18 protein-coding genes and 4 pseudogenes are annotated in these 23,870 nt (G+C 30.7%); 19 read left to right on the top strand and 3 right to left on the bottom strand.

The window, feature by feature from the left end; genetic code table 11:
• Nucleotides 1-59 precede the first annotated feature (59 nt).
• From JFT95_RS27595 to JFT95_RS29720, 6 genes and pseudogenes are all read left to right on the top strand, one after another.
• A complete protein-coding gene (locus tag JFT95_RS27595; RefSeq protein ID WP_043314397.1) occupies nt 60-734 on the top strand; it encodes a 4'-phosphopantetheinyl transferase family protein in 675 nt (224 codons plus the stop codon).
• Between the two features lie 16 nt (nt 735-750).
• Nucleotides 751-1,473 (top strand): thioesterase II family protein, encoded by a 723-nt coding sequence (locus tag JFT95_RS27590; protein ID WP_201053831.1) that lies wholly within the window; start codon nt 751-753, stop codon nt 1,471-1,473.
• A 535-nt stretch (nt 1,474-2,008) separates the two neighbouring features.
• Nucleotides 2,009-2,629 (top strand): annotated as a pseudogene (locus JFT95_RS27585) (SDR family oxidoreductase); the annotation flags it as partial.
• Between the two features lie 258 nt (nt 2,630-2,887).
• A complete protein-coding gene (locus JFT95_RS27580) occupies nt 2,888-3,373 on the top strand; it encodes a DUF4879 domain-containing protein (RefSeq protein WP_201053829.1) in 486 nt (161 codons plus the stop codon).
• Between the two features lie 498 nt (nt 3,374-3,871).
• On the top strand, nt 3,872-6,235 hold the full coding sequence (locus tag JFT95_RS27575) for a putative mucin/carbohydrate-binding domain-containing protein (RefSeq protein WP_201053828.1): 2,364 nt from the start codon (nt 3,872-3,874) through the stop codon (nt 6,233-6,235).
• Nucleotides 6,236-6,459: 224 nt separating this feature from the next.
• Nucleotides 6,460-6,597 (top strand): annotated as a pseudogene (locus JFT95_RS29720) (RNA-guided endonuclease TnpB family protein); the annotation flags it as partial.
• 244 nt (nt 6,598-6,841) lie between these two features.
• Here the strand turns inward: JFT95_RS29720 and JFT95_RS27570 are convergent.
• Complete coding sequence (locus tag JFT95_RS27570; RefSeq protein ID WP_201053827.1) at nt 6,842-7,438, bottom strand: SCO family protein; 597 nt, start codon at nt 7,436-7,438, stop codon at nt 6,842-6,844.
• Between the two features lie 808 nt (nt 7,439-8,246).
• Here JFT95_RS27570 and JFT95_RS27565 point away from each other — a divergent pair.
• The 10 genes and pseudogenes from JFT95_RS27565 to JFT95_RS27520 all read left to right on the top strand — a co-directional run.
• Entirely contained in the window at nt 8,247-8,594 is a 348-nt protein-coding gene (locus tag JFT95_RS27565) for a cupin domain-containing protein (RefSeq protein WP_078205060.1), read from the top strand.
• Nucleotides 8,595-8,989: 395 nt separating this feature from the next.
• Nucleotides 8,990-10,264, top strand: a complete 1,275-nt coding sequence (locus tag JFT95_RS27560; protein WP_201053826.1) for an ATP-grasp domain-containing protein — start codon at nt 8,990-8,992, stop codon at nt 10,262-10,264.
• Nucleotides 10,265-10,406: 142 nt separating this feature from the next.
• Nucleotides 10,407-11,315 carry an arginase gene (rocF, locus tag JFT95_RS27555; RefSeq protein WP_016102640.1) on the top strand — a complete coding sequence of 303 codons (909 nt, stop codon included), beginning with the start codon at nt 10,407-10,409 and terminating at the stop codon, nt 11,313-11,315.
• Between the two features lie 82 nt (nt 11,316-11,397).
• Nucleotides 11,398-12,687, top strand: coding sequence for a lysine N(6)-hydroxylase/L-ornithine N(5)-oxygenase family protein (locus JFT95_RS27550; protein WP_201053825.1), 1,290 nt, complete (start codon nt 11,398-11,400; stop codon nt 12,685-12,687).
• 16 nt (nt 12,688-12,703) lie between these two features.
• Nucleotides 12,704-14,719, top strand: a complete 2,016-nt coding sequence (locus JFT95_RS27545; RefSeq protein WP_201053824.1) for a class I tRNA ligase family protein — start codon at nt 12,704-12,706, stop codon at nt 14,717-14,719.
• Between the two features lie 66 nt (nt 14,720-14,785).
• Entirely contained in the window at nt 14,786-15,694 is a 909-nt protein-coding gene (locus JFT95_RS27540) for a branched-chain amino acid ABC transporter substrate-binding protein (RefSeq protein WP_201053822.1), read from the top strand.
• Nucleotides 15,672-16,733, top strand: a complete 1,062-nt coding sequence (locus tag JFT95_RS27535; protein WP_307838420.1) for an NAD(P)/FAD-dependent oxidoreductase — start codon at nt 15,672-15,674, stop codon at nt 16,731-16,733. The genes JFT95_RS27540 and JFT95_RS27535 overlap by 23 nt, the downstream gene beginning before the upstream one ends.
• Nucleotides 16,734-16,747: 14 nt before the next feature.
• Nucleotides 16,748-17,203 (top strand): GNAT family N-acetyltransferase, encoded by a 456-nt coding sequence (locus JFT95_RS27530; protein WP_201053821.1) that lies wholly within the window; start codon nt 16,748-16,750, stop codon nt 17,201-17,203.
• 144 nt (nt 17,204-17,347) lie between these two features.
• Nucleotides 17,348-18,565 carry an MFS transporter gene (locus tag JFT95_RS27525; protein WP_002191540.1) on the top strand — a complete coding sequence of 406 codons (1,218 nt, stop codon included), beginning with the start codon at nt 17,348-17,350 and terminating at the stop codon, nt 18,563-18,565.
• 536 nt (nt 18,566-19,101) lie between these two features.
• Nucleotides 19,102-19,273, top strand: a pseudogene (locus tag JFT95_RS27520) (RNA-guided endonuclease TnpB family protein); the annotation flags it as partial.
• A gap of 176 nt (nt 19,274-19,449) precedes the next feature.
• Here the strand turns inward: JFT95_RS27520 and JFT95_RS27515 are convergent.
• Entirely contained in the window at nt 19,450-19,779 is a 330-nt protein-coding gene (locus tag JFT95_RS27515) for an Lrp/AsnC family transcriptional regulator (protein WP_201053820.1), read from the bottom strand.
• A gap of 1,744 nt (nt 19,780-21,523) precedes the next feature.
• Nucleotides 21,524-21,793, bottom strand: a pseudogene (locus JFT95_RS27510) (Y-family DNA polymerase); the annotation flags it as partial.
• Between the two features lie 472 nt (nt 21,794-22,265).
• Here JFT95_RS27510 and JFT95_RS27505 point away from each other — a divergent pair.
• From JFT95_RS27505 to JFT95_RS27495, 3 genes are all read left to right on the top strand, one after another.
• Nucleotides 22,266-22,436 (top strand): hypothetical protein, encoded by a 171-nt coding sequence (locus tag JFT95_RS27505; RefSeq protein ID WP_201053819.1) that lies wholly within the window; start codon nt 22,266-22,268, stop codon nt 22,434-22,436.
• Between the two features lie 74 nt (nt 22,437-22,510).
• Entirely contained in the window at nt 22,511-23,647 is a 1,137-nt protein-coding gene (locus JFT95_RS27500) for a homing endonuclease associated repeat-containing protein (RefSeq protein ID WP_201053818.1), read from the top strand.
• On the top strand, nt 23,622-23,858 hold the full coding sequence (locus JFT95_RS27495) for a hypothetical protein (RefSeq protein ID WP_016119241.1): 237 nt from the start codon (nt 23,622-23,624) through the stop codon (nt 23,856-23,858). The genes JFT95_RS27500 and JFT95_RS27495 overlap by 26 nt, the downstream gene beginning before the upstream one ends.
• Nucleotides 23,859-23,870 lie beyond the last annotated feature (12 nt).

Raw genomic sequence — 23,870 nt, 5'->3', positions numbered from 1 at the left:
CGTATACATAGGAAGCCATCCTTTTAAAAAGGAAGTGATTTATCATACAAATTCATGCTGTGAAAATACCAAAGAATATTGGAAATCATTTGTTTAATCAATTTAGTAACTTGATTTCAAATGAGAAGAGAGAACGAATGAAGCGGTTATTAAATTTATGTGATATTAATAGGACTTTAATAGGAGATTTGTTAATCCGATCTCTAGTCTGCCAAAAGTATAAAATTAGTAATGAAGAAATTAGATTTATATATAATGAGTATGGAAAACCTTTTGTTGAAAACTTTTCTGACTTTCATTTTAATATTTCACATTCAGGAGAATGGGTGGTTTGTGGCACTGCTAATTCTAATGTAGGGATTGATATAGAGAAAGTTTCAGAAATAGAGGCTCTTAAATTAGCAAATGAGTTTTTTTCAGATGAAGAATTTTATGATATATCTAGTATGAATTCTGATGAACAAATTAATTATTTTTATGATATATGGACATTAAAAGAAAGCTATATAAAAACGATTGGAAAAGGGCTTTATATCCCGTTAAATTCATTTTCTATAAAAAAAGAGTCACGAACTTTAATTTCATACAAGAATATACCTAAAGACTTTTACTTTAGACAATATAGCATTGAGCCGAATTATAAGATATCTGCTTGTGCAACAAGGGAAGAATTTCCGCAGGATATAATAATTAAAGATATTTATACAATTTGCCAAAATATAAACAAATTTTAAAGTAAGGAGAAAATCAATGCAGAAGACTAAACTTTTTTGCTTTCCACATGCTGGGGGATCTGCGTTTAATTACGCAAAATGGAAAAATTACTTTAATCCATATATTGAAGTAGTCCCAATAGAGTTAGCTGGTAGAGGATATAGAATTGAAGAAAGCTTGTACCAAAGTATGGAAGAGGCCGTAAATGATGTCTACACTAGTATAGTTAAGCAGATAGAGCATTCGCCCTATATTCTATATGGGCATAGCATGGGAAGTTTGATTGCCTATGAAGTAGCCAGAAAAATACAAGATTCTAAAAACGTATTGCCTGAATTTCTTGTTTTGTCCGGTAGAAACCACCCAAATAGTAAAATGAAAAATATCCGACATAATCTTTCTAACGAACAATTTAAAAGAGAAGTTATTGCAATGGGAGGTACACCGTCCGGGGTACTTCAATCAGAAGAATTAATGGGAATTTTCCTCCCAATTCTAAGAGCAGATTTTAAAATTGTTGAGACATATATTCATGACAATAATATGCAAGCATGTGATATTGATTTTCTTATATTAAATGGGGAAAATGATGAATTTACTACATATAATCAAGTAATAAAATGGGAGCAATACACAAGTAAAACGTGTACTTTTCACTCTTTTAAAGGTAATCATTTTTTTCTAAATGAAAATATTGAAGAAATAGCAAATAGAATTATAAGAAAGTTAGATTCTAAAAGATTTTCAACTAGTTTTTAGAGTTTTTCTAAGTACAATCATGGCTGAGAAACCAAAAATTAAAGGTGAAAAATACAGGTACTGCTGGAATATCATTGAATGGAGTCATAGAAGCCTCAACGAAATGTTCAAAGGTAGGTAATGATGCAATTCTAGCAAAATATATGAATTAACTTTAGTTTATTTAGGCTTTACCTGTAGGTGAAGTTTTCTTATCTCATTTTATTTTATTAACAGAAAAATGATCTTCTAAATTAAATTCAAGCATTTTTGAATTTAAACATGTCGTGCTTTCTCATATTGACAGTAATCGACTTACGTGGCTGGAAGAAAGAATTGCTAATTATTTGGGTAATACACCATTATACTTGACACAAGGTACATAACAGTTAGGGAACCTGTATGTAAAGCTACTGTATATGTGAAGTGAAAAGGCCGGCTCTTATACTTATGAGTCGGCCTTTTTGTTTTATGGATATCAAATTAGAGAGCAACATTTCAAAGGGTATCTTGTGATATAACTAAGTAGAATTTTAAACAAGGGGATGATGAGATGAATAAAATTAAACAAGATGGCGGTTCTGCATTTGCAATCAGTGCAGACTTAAGTACCTTTAACGGCATTAATAAATTGTATTCAATGATGGATCAATCTCTTCAAAAATATATAGGTGATACTACATTTGATATCCTTGTAAACAACGCTGGAATTGGGCAGATTTTAACGTTAGAGGAATCTACAGAGGAGTCTATTGATGAAGTTATGAATATTAATGTGAAAGCTCCATTTTTCATTATTCAAAAGGCTTTGTCACGTTTAAAAGATGGAGGACGGATTATCAATATTTCGTCTTTTGTCACACGGGTAGCCTCCCCAAGTATTTTTGCCTACAGTATATCTAAGGGGGCAATAAATACACTCACTCATACTTTAGCACAACAACTTGGTGCTCGTGGTATTACAGTAAATGCAATTCTCCCAGGCATAATTAATACAGAAATGAACGCTGAGACATTGGGCAACCGAGATGGACAAATATATGCTGCAGGTTTATCGACCTTTAATAGGTGGGGAGAACCTAATGATATAGCTGATATTGTAGGTTTTCTTTCATCATCAGACAGTCGTTGGATAACTGGTGAGTTAATTGATGCAAGTGGTGGATCTTGCTTATAATGCTAGAGGAAAAGACAACTTAAATTAAGGTGGCTTTTCAATTCTATTATTATTTGTTAAACCAGTGAACTATGTACCATTTTTTAGCTCTTAGAATAGCCACCTTGAGATGGGTCCAAATGTGGTAAGTCAATCAGGGTAGAGAACTAATTATGCTTTAGTATGATTTATGGTAAGTATAAATGGTAAAAAGCAATGAATATGCACAATTTCATATGTAAATAGATACTTTTTGTTAACTCTTTTAAAGGGAAGGAAATGTATGAAATTAGTATGATAGAATCAATTTGTATTAAATCGAAAGGGGATGAGAGTATGCTAAAAAGAATGATTTTAGGAGTTTCATCATTAGTAGTGGGAGCAACAGTAGGCTTAGCGACTGATGTTTCTGCAGCACCTGCACCACCATTAACATCATTAAATGTGGTAAAAGTTGAATCTCAATTAGGCGGGGTTGAATTTATTGGTCCTAATAATTTAAGTACAGTTAAAGATCACGGAGGGAGCTATTTATACATTTATACAAATGAAATGGGATATGGTAGAAATCCAATTGCACAAATGAGTGGTCAAAAACTAAAAAAAGTAGATTCTAAGATGATTGATATAAATGGTGATAGAACAGTTGATGGATGGGAATATAAATGGGATGCTTCGGGACAGCAAAATGGTCAATTTAAATATCAAAATACATCTACAAATGCACCTTGGAATACATTATCTACTTCATTAAATATTAAATAAACTAACAGAAGAATTCGATTTTATTTTTTTATGTTTGCAATATATGTAATGTTTAGATACCTAAAGGAGTCTACGTTTTTAAGTGGGCTCTTTCTAGCTAATGATAAGATATCAGCAAATTGATAAACTATTTTTTCTAATCGGCAAATCAAAAGTTTACATAATATTTTTCTAGTAAACAACTCTGAGTTTAATAGTGTGATTAATAAAGGAAGGAAATCTTTCATAAAATCAATTAAGTTATTTAGTGGGTCTTTCATCATAAATATCTAAAAATACATATTTATGAAATTTTATAAAATTTCCACTTTATATTTAGTCCTAAATCATACGATTTTAATACAAAATACTATAATTTGATTAGTAATAGAAGTGAAAAAAACATTAAATATATCTAGTTTTTAAAGCTAATGTTACTTTATTACGTAATTTGTTTAAAGGGATATATAGAGTTATTATTCAATGTAACAAAAATAATTTAAAAGGAGATAGGAAGTTATGTTTAAAGTAAAAACAAGGGGAAAAATAAAAAAAATTGTTATGGTTTCAACGGCTTGTACCATGTTGTCAATGTATGGAGCACCAATTTCTAGTACAGAGGCAGCAATCCGATCTCATGCCCCATCAGTTTATGTAACACCACAAAATACTGCTGCTTCAGATATTATTAGCATAGACTGGTCACCAGTCCAAACAGCACCTTATACGTATTGGGCTGTGCATAACTGGAATCAGGGGGGAGAGGGTGGTGGTTATGCGGGCTTCCAACAACAAAGTGGTTTTGATCAATTCGGTAAACGTACCCTTCACTTTGCGCTTTGGGATCCAATAGCATCAAACCAAGCAATAAAAGCTGAATATTTATCGCCGACTTCAGAAGCCAGTAGATTTGGGGGAGAAGGAACAGGTCTGAAGGTTCAAACAACTTATAATTGGAAAGATAGTGAATGGTATCGAATGACTCTACGTTCTTGGCAAGAAGATGGCCATACAAAGTTTGGCCAGTGGATAAAAGATAGTAAATTAAATCAATGGAAGTTAGTTGCTATTATGGATCATCCAGTTGCGAATGTTGCATTCAACTATGGTCTATCGATGTTTCAAGAGGACTGGGCTGGTAATGGACAAGATGTAAGAGAAGCACGTCTTAAAAATGGATATAGCAGAAAAGTTTCAGATAAACAATGGAATTCTTGGAATACTCAGCGTATTTCCGGGCAAGATGATACTTCTTATCAATACGATGGAGGAGCAACTTCAGAATATGTATGGGTTAAGGCAGGAGGAAATACGCAATCAACGATTGGTACTGGAAAGACTTTTAATATAAATCAGCCTAGTCAACCAGAAATGGGAAATTTGGATTTTGATATTCAAAATATTCGTTTCGAAAATGAAAAATTAAATGTGTCTTGGAAATTGAAAGAACAAAGTACTCCCCAGTTTAAAGGGAAAATTGAAATCTATGACAATGAAAAGTTAACGGGACAAGCTTTGAAAGTAATCGACAATATTAAGTCCTATCAAACTGAGGTAAGTCAAACTATGCAATTGCCTCAAACAGCTTATGCTAAAATTACATTAACAGATATATTTGATCGAACTGTAGAGAAAAAAGTAGGAATTACAAATGGAAATTCTGATATTTTAGTAGGGAATCAATTTGCATGGTCCCTAAAAGGAATTAGTGATTTCGAGTTTGCTAAAATCAATTTCAATAAGTCGAAAGAAGAAATGCAAATTGACTTAAAAGCAGGCGTACCGCATCATTATTTTAATGAAACATATGCGAGTATTAAAGTACAAAATGCATCAGGAAAAGTAGTATACAATAAAGATATTTATGGAAACAAACAACAAAATGCTGAATCGCAAAAAGTTCCAGTCAAAGTAGGCGATTATATTGAGTTAACACATCTAGAAGGTGTGCATAGAGCTACTTTCACAAATGTAGACAACAGTAAAGAAGAAAGCTTTGGAAAAAAAGTAATGTATGAAGTCACAAAAGAAGGCTTGAAGAAAGTAGAAAAAATGCCAGAAACAACAATTTTAGACGGAAATCAATTTGCATGGTCCCTAAAAGGATATAGTGATCGAGAAATTGCAAAAGTGGATTATAATAAAGTGGCAGAAGAGCTGAAAATTAAATTAGAAGCTGGTGTACCGCATTCTTACTTCAATAACACATATGCAAGTATTAAGGTCCAAAACTCATCCGGTAGCGTTATATACAATAAGGAAATCGTGGGGAATAGACAACAAAATGCCGAAACCCAAACTGTGTCTGTAAAAGTGGGAGATTACATTGAATTAACTCATATAGAAGGAGACGCAGTAAATGAAAAGACACGCGCAACATTAACGAATCTTGAAAATAACAAAAATGAGACTATTGGAAAGACAGCAAGGTATCAGGTTACAACAGAGGGCTTAAAAAAAGTAGAAAAAATGCCAGAGACAACAATTTTAGACGGAAAACAATTTGCATGGTCATTAAAAGGATATAGTGATAGAGAAATTGCAAAAGTAGATTATAATAAAACAGCAGAAGAGCTGAAAATCAAATTAGAAGCTGGCGTACCGCATTCTTACTTTAATAGTACATATGCAATTATTAAAGTCCAGAACTCATCCGGGAGCGTTATGTACAATAAGGAAATCGTGGGAAATAGACAACAAAATGCTGAAACCCAAACAGTACTTATAAAAGTAGGAGATTATATAGAATTTACTCATATAGAAGGGGAAGCAGTAAAGGAAAAAGCACGAGCGACTTTAACTAACCTTGAGAATGGAAAACAGGAATATATAGGTAAGAAAAGAACATATCAGGTTACCTATACAGGATTAATAAGACAATAGATGTATCGAAAAGTTGGGGGGGTCCTCAACTTTTTTATCGTTTTCTGACAGGAGACTCCTTCCACAAAAATGTGAAGGTGTGAAATGAATGGCAGTAGGCGTAAGCCTACGTTTTTTTATATACTGTAGATATACCATGTTAAGGTGAAGTCGCTTTGTCTTTAACCATGTCCTCGCCCTTTGGAGTGATACTCATAAAGAAGCTGGAAAAGGATTAGCCTATTTCTCTAAAAACATGTAACCGTTGTGGAAATGTAAAAATTATGTCATTGTCTGAACGAATATATTCTTGTGTATGAGGTGTAAATCTCTCAGCTATCAATATCAAAAATGAAGTAATACGCCTGTTCGCGTTAGCTTAAATAGCAATAAAATAAGCTTTGGAACAAGGGACTTAGCTCGGCTGTCTTAAGACTAATTCGTTAGCTATCAAAAGTAACGACTAACCGAGAAGCCGCCACTTCAAACAGTCCGTTAGGACGTTAAGTGGCGGGTAGTTCACTATTAAAACCATAATCAATAAGATTATCTATATTGAGAAAATTATTACAAACCCAGTCTTAAATGTTATAGAAAATTCACTTTCATTTTCCTCTAAATATTGACTTAATGGAATTCTTTATCGGATTTTTTTATATCTTGAATAATTTCATCATAAGGAATATTTTCGACACCTGAATATTTTTTTAGAACCTTCCCATTTTTGTCAATCAGATAAAAACTTGTGCCGTGTATAACTTGTGTATCATTTTCTGGCTTAGTTACAAGTGATTGGAAGTTTTCTTTAGCAAACTTTTCAATATCTGCTCTTTTATATCCCGTGAGGAAATGAGTCCTACTTCCATCCATTTCATAGATCTTCATAAATTCTGTTATCTTTTCTGGTGTGTCTAATTCAGGATCAACACTAAATGATACAAATTCTACATCTTTAATCCCGTCCGTATTCAACATTCTCTGGAGTTTTGCCATATTTGCTGTCATAGGTGGACAAACTGTTTGGCAACTTGTAAAGAAGAAATCAGCTATCCAAATTTTATCTTTTAACTCAGCTGATCCAAATTGCTTCCCATTTTGATCTGTAAATGAGAACTTTTGCACATCCCAATTTAGTGAATTGTTGAGTTCTGCATTCTTGCATGCTCCTAGAGCTATAACTGTGAATATAAGTATAAGTGATCTAATGAAATTCATTTTTTTCATATGTATTTATCTCCTTTCAATTTTTATAGATTTTACGGAATGGTTATATGAACTACCCAACACTCGGTAGTATTTACTTTGGTTAAATTTTATTTTTGATAGCTATCGAATTAATCTTAACACAGCCGAATGAACCATCATGTTCCATAATATTTATATTAATATTTATAATAATACTAGTATGCATATAGCTTCCTTTTTGATGTTTATAGTTCACAAGACCACTTATAATTAAGATTGTTAGATGTGTCATTATTACATACATTGCCTCTTTATTTCACGATTCATAATAAAAGGTGAAGTAAAACAAGGAGATATTATTTAGTAATTTTTTATACAAACCTCTATATCTGATAAGAAGTATGGTATGTAAGGAAAAATAGATAGGTCATTCAAGGACTTGTTGACTATGCTAATAATAGATCCATCTCAGTATGATTCTTGAATTATTACCCTTCATAAGAGTGAAAAAACATCATACATTTGGATAACGTATTAAAAATAGAGTTAACTATAGTATAATTTAAAGATTAAATTATACATATTGAGAAAATATTTTAGAGATTGAATATTAAGATTTCTCCTATTAAAATAAAATTTGAAATGAAAGGATAATCTGTAAGCATGTCCCTTATGTAGAAAAGAGATAGGATTATTTCTATCTCTTTTTGTTATGCTTGCAGTTTATATATCTTTAATTAATTTTTCAGACACATGTGAAGAAATTTAGATTATACCTGATATATTCCTTTTATTAAGTTAAATTAGTTAATTGATTCTAGAATTTTATAACATTAGGAGGATACAAGTGAAAAATTATCAACTTACTCAGATTTTAAGAGAAAAAAGAAACATTGACAAAAATTATTATGAATTTTTGCATGAAACAGATTTAAGTATGGGAATTTATGAATTGAAAGCAGGATCTTTAGATATGCAACAACCACATACAGAAGATGAAGTATATTATATTATCAATGGCAGAGCACAACTTGAAGTAGAGAGTGAAAATATTTTTGTTGAATCTGGTTCTATTATTTATGTAAAGGCTAACATGAAACATAGATTTCATACTATTAAAGAAGATCTCACGGTACTTGTTTTCTTTGCACCTGCTGAATACTCTTGCGAAAAAGATTTTAAATTACAACGATAATTGCATAATAAAAAAGGTAAAAATAAATGTCTTTTTATCAAGTTTGTTTAAATTAGACAACAACTAATTATAGGCAGTTATGTTATTCCATTAAAGAAAAATAAATTTTATCAATAAATAATAATTAATAGAAAAAAACATAAATGTTAAAATTAGTAAATTTATGTTTAAAAAAGGTAAACTTTACGGCGTTTTAATGAATTTTTGTTTGTTTTTTTCAAGTAAAAATATCTAGTTGTATGACTTTCAATTTGAAATTTTTTGGTATTTTTTACATAAAAATATATTTACGGAAAAATATTTCTAAATATTTCTAATCTATTGAACAATCAAAAGTTTTAGTATACGATTACAACGTGATATCAACATATACAGAGAAGAAAAGGAGATTACATATGAAAAATAAAAAAATTGGAATCATCATGAGAAAAGGTTATAGCATTCATGGTGATCATATTGAAACCGCTGGAAGAATATCTGATGAACTTTACTTGTTTACGAGTGTACCAAGTAAAACAATGGATGCGCGCTTTAAAGAAGTAATTGTACTTGAAGAGGCTTCTGAAATAGATGCTGAAGATTATATTTTTACAAAAGGAAAAGATATAGGAATTAGTTTTTTTGTGACTTGGCAAGAAACTGATATTGTCTTAACTGCTAAAATTAATGAACGCTTTGAAAATAAGGCGTTATCTGTTGAAGCTGCTACGACATCTCGAGATAAATCAAAGCAGAGAGAGTTTATGTTAAAGAATTCTATTGCTAGTCCTAAATTTGCAAAAATTAATTCTATAGAGGATGCAGAGAAAGAAATAAAAAATATTCCTTTCCCTGTAATCATTAAGCCTACTATGGCCGCTAGCAGTGAATCTGTATATTTAGTTAACAGTTTAGGAGAATTGAATAATTCATTAGAAAAAATTATTAATCTTTCTAAAACAAATAAAGGATTCTATTTTAACCAAACACAACAATGTGTGGCATTAGTAGAAGAATTTCTGACTGGGGAAGAAATTACAGTTGATGGAGTCGTTTTAAATGGAGAATTTTACCTTGGTGGAATTCACAATAAAAATAAAATGATGGGTCCATATTTCGAGGAAGATGAATACACTTTACCGTATGTTGGTGTAGATGAAGACATAGTTGTTAATATTGCTAAAGAAATATGTGGAAAATTAGCTATTGAAAACAGTTTATTTAATGTAGAACTACGCCGAGATACGCAAGGGAATTTTAAAGTTGTAGAATTTAGTACTAGAATCAGTGGTGGACATGTTTATCGTAATATACGTGATGTACATGGTATTGATTTAGTAGCCGTTAATATTCTTGGTTTATTAGATTGTAAAGGGGATATTTTGGAATTCTTCTTAACTAGATCTACAACACCAAAATCTTGTACTTGTATTAAATTTGTATATAGATCTGGAATAATAAAGAAAAATGAATTGGGAATTGTTGCTGAACAGCCAGAGTATAAGGCTTACTATCCTGTAGCTAAAGTAGGATCTGAAGTATATCATGCTCCAAAAGGATTTGATATAACGGGATTACTTTCATTAAGAGCACCATATAAAGATAAATCTGATGTAGAAAAATTGCGCAAAAGAGCTAGAGAATTAGATAATCAATTAGATATAGAATTAGAAATTCCAGTTCATGCATAAAAACTTTAGTAAATCTGGTTGTTATATTCCTTGTTTAAATGAGGAATATAACCGCTAGATTTATCGATAAATTATTGAATAGTACCAAATTATAACCAAGTAATCCAATGTGTATAATTATAGAAATGGAGTGGAAAACACTATGAATAAAAGAGTATCTATTTTGGGAGCACCTACTTACTTCGGAGCTAGTATAGGAGGGGTTGACCTTGGACCATATGTTGTAAGATATGGCGGTATGTCGAAACAATTAACTGAAATCGGAATTGATTTTGTTGATCTAGGAGACATTTCTCTTCCTTCAACCAATAATGAAAATTATGGAATTGTCAAACAAGAGTTTTCAAATGAAGTAATTGATATATGTAAAAATATTGCTTCAACAGTTGAGAACGAATTGGAAAAAGGGCATTTCCCATTAGTTTTAGGTGGAGATCATAGTATTGCAATTGGGACTGTAACTGGAATTCTTAGAAAAACACAACGATTAGGAGTAATTTGGTTTGATGCTCATGGGGATGCAAATACATTTGAAACATCGATTTCTGGTAATATTCATGGGATGTCTTTAGCAATTCTCTTAGGATACGGTAACGAAAAATTTAAAGATTTTCTAGAGAAAGAAACTAAAATTAATCCAAAGAATATCGTACAAATAGGAATTCGTGATTTAGACCCGGGGGAAGAAGAGTTTCTCAAAAATTTAGGAGTAACAATTTTTACAGCAGACGATGTGAGAAAGCATGGAATAAAATCCATTATGGAAAAGGCGATTAAGATTCTCAATAATAATACAGATGCAGTTCATCTAACATTTGATTTAGATGCTTTAGATCCTGAATTTGCTCCTGGAGGAGGATTAGCTGTTCCACATGGTTTAAGTTTAGATGATACAAAAGAGGCAATTGATATGTTAAAAAATAATACAAACCTAATAGCGGCAGAGTTCACGGAAATAAACCCTATATTAGATAAAGATAATATTACTGTCAACACAACAATTGAACTTATTACTGGACTTTTAAGTAAGAAGGTTACTATGTCTAAATAAAATGTTTTCTGAAATTAATTTTAAAAATATAAAAAACTAAAATTATATACGAGAATTTTAAAAAACGAAAAGGACGAGTCAAATGAATAATAAAATCTATGACGTTATTGGAATTGGATTTGGGCCAGCTAACCTAGCTTTAGCAACTGCTATAGAAGAAGAAAATAGTTCAATGGAAAGAATCTTTCTGGAAGAAAAAACGCACTATCAATGGCATCCTGGAATGCTTTTAGATAATACAAATATTCAAATTTCCTTTTTGAAAGACCTTGTAACTCTAAAAAATCCTAAAAGTAAATTCTCATTTTTAAATTATTTACATGAAAATGAGAGACTAAGCGATTTTATTAATCTCTCAGAGTTTTATCCTTCAAGACTTGAATACAATGATTATATGTCCTGGGTTGCCTCTCAATTAGAAGAACACGTTTATTATAGTAGATCGGTAGTTTCAGTAGACCCTGTTATGTCTGAAAATTCTGTTGAATTATTAGAAGTTATTGTGCAAAATACAGAAACTAATCAATTAGAGAGCTATATTACTAAAAATATTGTTTTGGCTACGGGTGGAACACCAAGAACTCCAGTAAATATTGAAATGAATAATAGTAGAGTATTTCACTCTAGTCAATTTAAAAATAAAATTAATAATTTCAAACAAGATGATGCTCATAAGTTTTTAGTTGTAGGATCAGGACAAAGTTCAGCTGAATTATTTTTCCATCTAATCAATAATTATCCGAAATCAGATATCACTGCAACAATGAGACCTTTCTCATATAAAGCTGTAAATGAAAGTAAGCTTGTTAATCGTATATTTGATGCTAATATGATTGATTTTATTTATTCTTTACCAGAAAAAAATCGAGATGCTTTATTAAAACACCACAGTGATACTAATTATGCAGCTGCGGATGGAAGTTTAATTAGTCAAATTAATAAAGCTTTATATAACCAAAAATTCCATGGAGAAGACCGTTTTAGAATAAAGCCATTTTTAGAATTAACTGAGATAAAAACACTGTCTGATAAAGCTGTTGTTTATTACAAAGACATAGTTAAACATACAGAAATTGTTATTGAAGCTGATGCTGTAATTCTTGCTACTGGGTACGAAAGTAAAAAGAATCATCCTTTATTAAAAAACCTTAAATCATACATTTCAGATAATATTGAAGTTTCCCGAAATTATCGTTTAGAAACAACGGATAAATTTAAACCTGGAATTTATTTGCAGGGTGTAAATGAAAGTACTCATGGACTTAGTGACACTTTATTATCTAATTTATCAATTCGATCAAATGAAATTTTAAAAACCGTACAAGAATATAATTCATTAACAGAAGAAAAAACTAAAAACGTAGTTTCATAATATAGGGGGTCTAAAAATGCATATTGAAAAGATAAATCCACAGATTTTTACAAATGAATATGATATTATGTGTCAACGATTATTTCCGCATTCTAATAAATTGTATGATTCACCATTTGGTGCAATGTGGGGAATCATAGAGCCTGGAGAAATTTCTAAAATTCATGGACATCATGAAGTTGAAACTTTTATTATCTTTAAGGGTGAAGGAATAGTTAAAGTGGGTAAAAAAGAAGAACCTGTTACGCAAGGGGATGCCATCTTTATTCCACCATTTGAAGAACATAGTTTGAAAAATACATCAGATGAAAATTTGATATTCTTCACCATATGGTGGGAAAATGCTTTTAGTAAAAAAAATAGCAAGAAGTTAGATTCAGGTAAAAAGAAATATTTAATAACGGCCACACCACCAACACCGAATGGTGATTTACATGTGGGGCACCTATCTGGTCCATATACAGGAGCTGACATTTTAACTAGATATTTAAAACTTAAAGGAAATGAAGTCTTTTATATGAGTGGGGCGGATGATCATCAAAGCTATGTGCCGTTTAAGGCGGGACAATTAGAAAAATCTCCTAGAGAAACGGCCGATCATTTTGCTAATGAAATTGAAAAAACATTAAGACTAGCAGAAATTAATCCGGATATTTTTGTAAAACCTCATTTTTCAACATTCCATATTGAGTTTGTCAAAGAGTTTTTTGAAAAACTGTGGAATGAAGGTAAATTAGTAGAAAAAGAAGTCGACATTCTATTCTGTAAGCAATGCGATAAGCACCTTTATGAAGCTTATGTGAGAGGTAATTGCCCACATTGTAATGAATTATCAGATGGTAATGCTTGTGAAAAATGTGGTAGACCTAATTTATGTATTGATTTATTAAACCCAACCTGTAAATGTTGTGGCAGCGAACCAGAGAAATCTAAAATTAAACAACTATTTTTCCCATTAAGTAATTATAAAACACAATTAAAACAATACTATAAAGAATTAAAAATAGGGCCACATTTAACGGCATTATGTGAGAGAATGCTAGATGAGGATTTGCCTGATATTCCTATTTCACATGTATCTGATTGGGGAATTCCAGTTCCAGTAGAAGGATATGAAAATCAAACTATATATGTATGGTTTGAAATGGCACCTGGATATTTATCTGCAACAAACGAATTAATTCAGGATAAAAATCTTTCGTATACGTTAAGAGATTTTTGGAATAATCAAGATACAACTATCATTAATTTCTTTGGATATGATAATGGTTATTTCCATTCAGTGCTTTTCCCAGCTATTTGGCTAGCATATAGTGAAGATATAACTCTTCCTAAAACAATGATAACGAATGAATTTTATCAACTAGAGGGTCTTAAGTTTTCAACAAGCAGGGGACATGCTGTATGGGGCAAAGAATTATTAGAAAATGCTTCACATGATGTTGTAAGGTATTATTTATCTTATAGTAGGCCGGAAACAGTTGAAACAAACTTCACTATGGAAGAATTTAATCATATTGTAGATACGAACTTAAACCAAGAATGGGAATCTTGGTTATATGATTTAAAATGCAAGTTAGAAGCAGAGTTTCCAAATGGTGCTCCAGAATTAGAGACATTATCAGGTAACTATTTAATGTATTATCAACATGTAAATCGAATTATGAATGAAATTATGAATGCATATGAACCAAATACATTTTCACCCCAAAAGGTAGTTAGATTATTAAATGAATTAGTTAGAATTGTTAAGAAATTCTCGGCGGGAGAAGAGTTTTTAACGGTATTAAAGAATAATCAACAAAGAAGAAATACTGCTATTGCACTAGAATTATATACTGCAAAAATTTTAGCATTATTTTCTAGCCCAATCATGCCTACATTTGGTAAAATGCTATGGGGGGATTTGGGATTTAATATTGACATGCAGTTGGATGAAGAAGTAAACTTTTTGCATGCTGGACAGAAAGTAAATCTTCAAAAGAATTATTTTTCAAAAACAAACGACAGTTTTTATCTTCAGAATATTTGATAATATAAGGAGGTAGTACTTACCTCCTTATATTTCCTAATAAAAAATATATAGGGAGCTCAAATTATGAAAGAGAAACTAAAAATTGGAGTAGTAGGCCCTTTTTCAGGTCCTAGGTCTGTATACGGTCAAATGTTAATTGAGGGTGTAAATCGTGCGAAGCTAAATTATGCTGGTAACATCGAATGGATTTATCAAGATGATAAAGGAGATCCAAATACCATCAAAGATATCTCTAAAAAAATGATTGAATCAGACGTTGTTGCTGTAATTGGACACTTTAATAGTGCATGTGCTTTAAAAGCAATACCGTTTTATTCCAAGGCGAAAATCCCATTCTTAGTTCCTGCATCAACTAATTTAGACGTTACGCTTAATAACGAAGAATTAGTATTTAGGTTTTGTTCTAATGATTTGGTACAAACTGAAACTGTTATTAATTTTTTGAAAACTAAAGATATTCAAACGATTGCGGCGGTTTCTGATGAAACATTTTACGGAAAAAGCCTAGCAGATTTGCTGTATCAAAATGCAAATTCTTTATTTAAAGAAGTTACTAGAATTGAAGATTTTAATAGTGAAAATAATAAGTATAGCGATGCAATATTCTTTGCCGGGACACATTTTAACTCTGCAACTTACCTAAAGGAACTAAGGATGAGAGGGTATAAAGGGATTTTTATAGCTTCAGATGATTCTTATGTAGATGAATTTATAGAATTAGCTAAAGACTATTCTAATGATGCTTTTACCATAAAGGCAAAAGAAGATTATGTAGAAACATCATTTCTTGCAGCTTCGTATCTATTAGATTGTATTGAATCTAATGTAGAAAATTTAATCAATGAATTAGCGAGAGGTAATTCTACAATTAAATTTTCAAACAATGGAGATCGTTTAGGAGCTTCATGGATAATTGCACAAGTTATTGATAAATCTTTTGTTGAGGTGAATTATCATAAAACATTCAGCTGATGTAGTTATTATTGGGGGCGGCATTATTGGTGCAGCTATACAGTATTATTTAACCAAGCAAAATATTACAAATACAATTTTATTAGAGAAAAATTCCTTTAGTAGTGGATCAACAGGCCAATCAGGAGGTTTTATAAGGGTCTATCATAATGATCCCTATCTAACTGAAATAGCGAAAGAAGGAATAAATGATTTTTTTAGTATTAGTGAAGAGGTTAAATTTAAGCAGACTGGAATGTTATATGTTGAAAGTGAAACACAACATATAAAAATGGAAAAGCAAATTGGAGAACTTAAAAATTCTGGACATAAAATTACTATCCTTTCATCTGAAGTATTAAAGAAAGAATTTGAATTTATAAATTTGCCTAAAAACACCTGTGTGGCTTACGAGGAACAAGCAGGGTACATTAGCCCATCGTTAGCCACGAATACATGGATTGAAACATCTAAAACTAAAGGTGCATTAGCTTGTGAAGGAATCGAAGTGAAAGAAATTTTAATGGATAATAACTGTGTTGTAGGAGTTAAAACCTCCTATGGGACTATATATTGTAAACATATTGTTGTGGCAGCTGGAGCCTGGAGTGGAAATATATTAGATACTATAGGTATTAAAATTCCAGTAAGAAGTAAAATTATTCAAATTCATTTCTTTGATGGAATAGGGCAAAAAGACCATCCAATTTTTATAGATGATAGTACTGGATTATATGGCAGACCTGATAATCTAGGTACTTCTCTAGTAGGATATCCAGTAGATAAGTATGATATTGACCCGGACAAAAAAATGTCAATTAACCCAAATGACTTAGAAAAAATGCTTCAAAATTCAAAAAGTAGATTGCCATATATAAATCAAAACTTATTTATAGGTGGAAGAAGAAGCTTTGATGCATATACATCAGATAATCGAGGAATTATAGAACAATTTCCACAAGCAGAAGGTTTAATCGTTGCAACTGGCTGGAGTGGTGGTGGAGTAAAGTTAGCTCCTGGTATTGGTAAGAGAATAGCAAAAATGATTACTGGAGTATAGGGGGAGAAAAGACTATGAACAATCTCGAGAATATTGAAGTTTTTGAAGCGACTTATGATGATAGAGAGACTGTTATCAATTTAATTAGAATGTATATGGAATTCTATGAAAAACCGGTGCATGAAAAAAGTTCTTTAGATGAATTAGTTAATACTATAATAAAAAATAGAGATTTGGGATTATTCTACGTTTGTACGGTTAATAAAGAGCCAATAGGATTTGCTACTTTATATACCACTTTCAGTACGTTAAGTATGGGAAGAGCAATGATCTTGAATGATTTATTTGTTATCCCTAATTATAGAAAATTGGGTGTTGGGGATATGTTATTTAATACTTGTAAAAAGTACGTCCAAGACAATAATTATGCATATATGGAATGGGTTACCGCAAAAGATAATATGGTTGCTCAAAACTTCTATAAAAAACAAAAGGCAAATAAGAGTGATTGGATTGTTTACAGTATTTAAATAACAATCTAATAGTATTTAGGCCGGATATAACAAAATATTTTCAATGTGCAATTTTGTTATGTATTTTCCAAATCCCTTTCTTTAAACAAGTTAAAACAAATTTAAGGTCAAACAACCGATATAAGAAAGAAGGAATGTATAATGCCAATTCAATTTATATTTATAGTACTATTGGCGCTGACTCTTTGTGGGGAAGGTATGTTAACAGTAACTCTAACCTGGACAATTTTGGATAAAGGGGGATCAGTTACTCATTTAGGAATTATATTAACATTAATGAGTTTGTTACCATTCTTTATGCAAAAATATTCGAAAAGTCTTAAGATGTGGTTAACAAAAAGTCCATTGTTAATTTTCTCTGGTGTCCGTTGCATCGGCATTATTCTGATTATAATAAGTCTTTTAAATAGTGAGCACATTAATGTTTTTACTTTATATATTTTTGCAGGTGTTTTTTCTATTATTTTATTTTTATCTACGCAAAGTTTGGAAACATATATGTCTCAAATGGTATTATCAGGAGAAATTCCAGCAGGAAAGGCTTCAAATATGTTACAAACTGCAATACAAATTGGAGCATTTGGTGGGAACGCAATAGCAGGATTTATGATGAATGTAGGTGGATTTAATAATGTACTTTATGGTTTAGCATTCTCATTAGGTATTGGGGTATTTTTACCTCTTCTGATGCCTCTATTAAAAAGTAAAGAGGTTCAGCAAAATAAAAAACCTGTATCAAATCATATTGAAAAAATAAATCCAATAGATAATTCAAAAATATTGTGGATTACAATTACTGGTATTGCTGTTTTAACAATACAACTTGCTTCATTTAATTTTTTAGTACCAATTTTATTTCACGATGTATATCGTTGGGATCCTATGCAGTATGGATTTGTTAGTGCTGCAGCAGGTTTAGGGGCTTTATTAGCTACACTTGTTGGGAAATTTGAAAAATTTATTCCAAGGTCAATTTTTATATTAATTGCTGTTTTTGATATTACTTTAGGATTAGTGCATTCCTGGTATTTAGCAATTGCCGTTTCATTTATGCTTGGTTTTGTTTTTAATCGTTCACGTATCAACCAAAGAACTGTGATGTTTGACTTTATTAAAACAAAAGAAGAAACGGTTATTTGGTCTAGTCGATCTACACTAGCATTCCAGTTTACCAAAGCTGCTTTACCTTTAACGTTAGCATTACCTATTCAATGGATTGGGATTATGAATGCAGGCCATCTGTTTGGAGTAATAGGTACGATTGTTGCTGCTACTATGATGGTAATTTATCTAAACGAACTAAATCATAGAAAAAAAATAGAAGTTTTACAACAAGAAGTTGCTCCAAAATCATTTTAATAGCAGCGTATTAAATGAAAAGAACAGCTAATGAAGTGAATTTTATAATGTAGAAACAATGTATAAATAACTATGTAGAAATGAGTACTGTATTATACAGTACTCATTTCTTTTAATTCGGCTGTAATTATAATTAAAATAGTCAATATATTTTCCTGTTTCCAATTCAAATGAAACAATATCCGCGATAATTCTTTATATAAACATGAGAGTATTAGCTCATTTTACGTCGTTATATATATTGTTTTTGCTAAGAAGAATCCTTCCACAAGGGTAAGTAGGTGGAAGATGAATTGGCTTCGAACAAGGGATGGTAGGAAGCCATTTAAATTGTTTGACATACATAAAGTGTTACTGGCTAGTTTGTTATTATTATTTCACTACATATAGAGCGTCCGTTCGCTTTAGGGTGGGTTCATATTTAAAGAAGGGTGAAATGAATGATGATTAATAAAGAATATAAATTTCGTATATATCCAAATTAAATACAAGCAACTCTTGATCAAAAAACGATTGGCTGTACCCGTTTTGGCAAACTTGCCGAAGCTTATACACGCTTTTTCAAAAAAATAAAACAGTGCCCTGTGTTTTAAATTTAAGAAGAACATCATACAATCTTACAACCCAAAACAAACAAATGAAAACAGTACCGTTGTGGGAAACAAAATTAAATTGTCGAAACTTGTTCTTGTTCGTTTTTCCAAAAATTGTTATAACTCCATTATATTTAAATATTACTATGCATTTTTTGGAGTAATGTATTTATATTATGTTTTAGAGTGGTGACTTAAACTTAATTTATATTATCAAAAAACTACACCCCAATTGTTAGGAGTGTAGTTTTTAGTTGTGGTATTTATTATTATGAAAAGTCGCTTATAACTTTAATTCTCTGCTAAATCATAATTAGTATTTGTTTTGAAAATTATAAGATTAGACACTATTTGAGCCACAGAACTATAATTATCAACAAATTCTTCTAATTCTTTCAAATCAGCTATTATTATTTTAGCAATAAAGTCAGTCTTTCCTGTAACTCTATAACAAAATTCAATATTTGTTTCAAGTTGAATACAATCCATAAATTCCTGATATTGTCCTTCTTTAACTTTTATTTCTAATATTGCTTGTAAAGAATTTGTAGTTGTTTCCTTAACGCTATTTTCCGTTCCAATCATGTGAGCGGATTTAGTTTGAATAACGGTATTTTTCATTTGATAAAAAATCCTTTCAAATTAGTTTCAAATAGAAAAAAATAATCCTTTTCCATTACAGATGAAATGGAAAGTTGAATTAGGGTTTAGTATTATAAAGGTATTCAGATATAGATATAAAATATTGTGTGATAAAAAACTTTTAAAGGAGGAATTTATATTATGAAAAGAGCATTGGATGATCAAAAGTTATTGAGTATATATTTTCAACAAATTGTAAAAGCAATTATACTTATGAAATAGTATAACATTCTATCATTCATTAAGAGGCATATTATTGAAGAAATTTTAATGGATTTTTGGTAAATACAATAGTTTTCCCAACGCTAAAGAGCAGTAATATGAAACTGAAAATATTGAGAAATATGAATATTAGGTCTATTAGTATTGGATTTATTACGCAAAATGTTATAATACATATATAAGCATTATTTAAAAAAGCAACTCGAACCCCAATCCGAGTTGCTTTTTTATTATCTGTTTAATTATCAAAAAGCAACTAAGTGAATTGTTATGTTAGTTTATAATATCCCAAATACCAATAATTCGTATTTAAGATATTTAATTTAAATATTTTATAAAATGCGGGTGTTTGAAAATTGAATTTTTATATGTAATATTGCATATAAAAGCTTTTGCTTATTATGTTATAATTCTATTAGTAAATTATTCATCCATTAATTTACTTCTATTCATATCGGTGGATATGAAAGCCCTAAATTATAAATAAAAAGAGAAGAACTATGGTGGGTTCTTCTCTTTTTATTTATAATTTAGATTACTAGTCAAAATGATTATTATAATCATTTATTACTTTTAAAAAAGTTTATAAAACCCCAGTTATTTCAAATTCTCCAATATCCATTTTCAAGTATTAAAACATTTAGCTAGTGTGTATCTTAATCAAGTGTATCTCTGATAAAAGAAACTAAAGAATTAATAAGGCTATTAACACAGCTGTTTAATTTCTTATAGAAAAACGGACGGAAATTCTAAAGAAATGAGAAAGAGATAGCCTTGATATCTTAGGTGTTGTGTAAAATTTTTCTATGTTTCACAATCGTATAGCATAATTTTAAAAATTGAAACCAGGTAGAGTTCATTTGGTATGCAAACCTATGAAAAAATTAAATTGGATCTATAAAGAGTTGATTCGGGTAGTATTCAAGTAGAAAGTGAAAATACATAAATAATTGAAGGTACTATGATTGGTTATATCCATGTTTGGTATTTAAGACTGAGGGATTTGCTAGCTTATTAAAGCTGTATCTTATTAAAGACTTGAATGAGTTTGAAATAAATGGGGATGTTTATGGAAATTTAGGTGTATAAAAAAATGAAACAAAACCATTATTTCATAGCAAGTGGGAAGAACAAGCATATAAGCATACTCTTAAAAAAGGTAAATTTCTATGGGTGGAAAGTCTTTATACAATAAAATATGCTATCTAGTTAAAAAATAAGAAGTTAAAAAACATTATTTTATTAGTGAGAAAATTAAGAAGGACCTGATGTATTAAAACAGGTCCTTAAACTAAAGCATTAGAAACAAACTGTCTTCATTATAATACTAATAAAGAGAATTTAATTCAATATATTAAATATTGAGAAATAAATAATAATAATTCCATTTTATAATAAATAAAAGAGCACTTGCTTCCTGTAACAAATAATACTGTCACCATTACATATATTATCTAATTACAATTTATATAGGTAAACCCTGTTTTTTTATTTAATTGAATTTATTGTAAGTACTCATAATTGGATTTACCACTAGAATGTCTTTTCTACAAGGAATCTGAAAATTCCTTGCCATCTTCATGACGCCCAACGCTTTAAGTGGTGGAGTTGCAGCCAATACAATTGAGCCGTTCCTGTTCACATCACCGACTACAGCCAATTTTGTATGCATTGGGTCTAATCCCATTTTGATGCAGCTCACTGAAGCGTAAAAACTTCGTAAATCAACACATAAGATGATCCTATTCGGTAGGATTGAATAGTCATACACTGTGATTCCTCCCTAAAATTAAAAAATGTTTGTTCCTATTATATACGAACTTGCGTTCTTTTACGAAGAGTTTTTTTTGTTTAAAAGTATTTTTTGCATAAAGAAAGACACTCCTATAAGAGTGTCTTTCTTTATATGTTGATATAGCTCTAAAGAAAATGTAAAGATTAATCAAGATTTGTTGGATGCTTCTTGGTTAATACTAGTATAACATAAATGCATAGAATTTTTTTATGAAGTTATGCATATATTATAATTAATATATGTCGGGGCGTACTTAAACTATTTGTCCCTATAATTTCTAGTTCTCCTATTATTCTTGAGATGCAGTAAAATACAATTTGTCTTATGAAAGTAAATATGAATACTAGCTGGATAGCAATGTGATGCTACCTCAAGAAACAAATACGTAGACAATGGTCTACGTATTTGTTATTGTTAATATATAAATATAATTATAGAGTGAGTAGGAATGAAAAATTTAGAAGAAATCGTAAAGGAATATGTTGCAATTGAAATGTGTGAGGGGAGTCATAGCAAAAACATAGATGAATATGATAATGAACTAGATTTTCATCTTGAAAATGTAACCAATAGTCTTTCAAAAAAAGAGTTACATTACTACGGTGTAATTAAAGTATAGAATGCCATCGAACAAGGAATAAGAGAAGCTGTCTTAACAAGTAGATAATATTCTTTCATGTAGGTGAGTGAAGAATGCAATATACAAAAGAAGCGCTAATCTTGATTATTCAGTATAAAGCAAAAGAATTAGGAAAGATTCCAACCAAAAGAGATATTAAACAACAAACGCCTATTAAAAAAATATTTGGGAGTTGGAATAATGCCCTTGCAGCGGCTGGTTTTGAGCATCTAAAACAGAGAACTTTTACAGCAGAATCAATTACTGAGATATTTCATACGTGGATTCATGAGAATAAAAGAATACCGACAACAAATGATTTAAATACCGACAAAATATTACCAGATTCCAAAGTAATTAAGCGTTATCTTCATATGGGGTATAGAGATTTCATTATTTCATTAGGTTATGAGCCTTTTGACGGGACTGTCTACACACAAAGTGGTAATGAGCTACTACAATTACTTAAGAATGAAATAATGCGTCTTGGAACAACAAAAAAGAATGTATTTATGTCCCAAAGGAACAAGGATGTAGTACCATCCGTAACGTATTATGAAACTCATTTTAATAGGCGTTGGAATCGCATACTTTTGTTATCTGGAATTTCTAAAGATAATTTGTGTGGATTTCAATATACAAGAGAAGAACTCATTCAAATACTACAAGAATTACATACGGAATTTGGGAAAGCACCTTCCCAAAAGAATCTTGAACAGTTAGGGTATAGTCGGCATATCTTTACAAACATGTTCCAGAACTATAATAACGCGTTAATAGCAGCTGGTATCACACCAATGAATAAGACACCAGAAGTTGTGAAAGCAACTGATGAAGAATTACTTCAAATGTATGTTGATTTTTCTAATTGTTTAGGACAAGCAGCCACAACAAAACAATTAAATGAATCTCATAATATATATAATGCAGATGTCTTTGCTCTACGATTTGGTGGTATGCTTGAATTACAGAAAAGAGCAGGACTTGTTTCAACGTACGGTACTCGCAAAGCTTATAGCAAGCAAGGATTAGCAGAAAAATTAAAACGTGTATATAAATTGAATGGGGGACGTATTCCAATACGTCGTTTAAAAGATTTTGGATTATGTGCTAGCACCCTCATGCGATATTTCCAAACAACTAAGATAAATGAAATATGGGAAGAAATAGAGAAGGAGATTATGCATGACAATCAAAGCCTACGGGAATAGAGAAATCAGCAAAGTGGTTTTTTCAGGTAATCCTACTGCATTATCAGTATGGCTAAAAAAAAGAAATGATCGTACAAAAATACTCGGTGCACTTCCGAATCCGTATGTGGAAATAGGAACAAGAAAAGGATGGACACAAGAACAGATAGAGAACTGGGCTAAAGAAAATAGGCTAAAATGTGATTGGTCACAAGTAAAGGAATCAAAGTAGAGGCTAGATTTC

The organism is Bacillus sp. TH17 (assembly GCF_016651125.1).
In the GTDB taxonomy this organism is placed as follows: Bacteria; Bacillota; Bacilli; order Bacillales; family Bacillaceae_G; genus Bacillus_A; species Bacillus_A mycoides.
This window is presented reverse-complemented; position numbering and strand designations above follow the sequence as displayed.

Bases quoted from the DNA above. Each gene is read 5' to 3' on its own strand.
- JFT95_RS27550 (WP_201053825.1), top strand. From the start codon at position 11,398: ATGAATAATAAAATCTATGACGTTATTGGAATTGGATTTGGGCCAGCT.
- JFT95_RS27540 (WP_201053822.1), top strand. From the start codon at position 14,786: ATGAAAGAGAAACTAAAAATTGGAGTAGTAGGCCCTTTTTCAGGTCCT.
- JFT95_RS27530 (WP_201053821.1), top strand. From the start codon at position 16,748: ATGAACAATCTCGAGAATATTGAAGTTTTTGAAGCGACTTATGATGAT.
- JFT95_RS27515 (WP_201053820.1), bottom strand. From the start codon at position 19,779: ATGAAAAATACCGTTATTCAAACTAAATCCGCTCACATGATTGGAACG.
- JFT95_RS27570 (WP_201053827.1), bottom strand. From the start codon at position 7,438: ATGAAAAAAATGAATTTCATTAGATCACTTATACTTATATTCACAGTT.
- JFT95_RS27500 (WP_201053818.1), top strand. From the start codon at position 22,511: ATGCAATATACAAAAGAAGCGCTAATCTTGATTATTCAGTATAAAGCA.
- JFT95_RS27560 (WP_201053826.1), top strand. From the start codon at position 8,990: ATGAAAAATAAAAAAATTGGAATCATCATGAGAAAAGGTTATAGCATT.
- JFT95_RS27545 (WP_201053824.1), top strand. From the start codon at position 12,704: ATGCATATTGAAAAGATAAATCCACAGATTTTTACAAATGAATATGAT.
- JFT95_RS27505 (WP_201053819.1), top strand. From the start codon at position 22,266: ATGAAAAATTTAGAAGAAATCGTAAAGGAATATGTTGCAATTGAAATG.
- JFT95_RS27525 (WP_002191540.1), top strand. From the start codon at position 17,348: ATGCCAATTCAATTTATATTTATAGTACTATTGGCGCTGACTCTTTGT.
- JFT95_RS27590 (WP_201053831.1), top strand. From the start codon at position 751: ATGCAGAAGACTAAACTTTTTTGCTTTCCACATGCTGGGGGATCTGCG.
- JFT95_RS27495 (WP_016119241.1), top strand. From the start codon at position 23,622: ATGACAATCAAAGCCTACGGGAATAGAGAAATCAGCAAAGTGGTTTTT.
- JFT95_RS27580 (WP_201053829.1), top strand. From the start codon at position 2,888: ATGTATGAAATTAGTATGATAGAATCAATTTGTATTAAATCGAAAGGG.
- JFT95_RS27575 (WP_201053828.1), top strand. From the start codon at position 3,872: ATGTTTAAAGTAAAAACAAGGGGAAAAATAAAAAAAATTGTTATGGTT.
- rocF (WP_016102640.1), top strand. From the start codon at position 10,407: ATGAATAAAAGAGTATCTATTTTGGGAGCACCTACTTACTTCGGAGCT.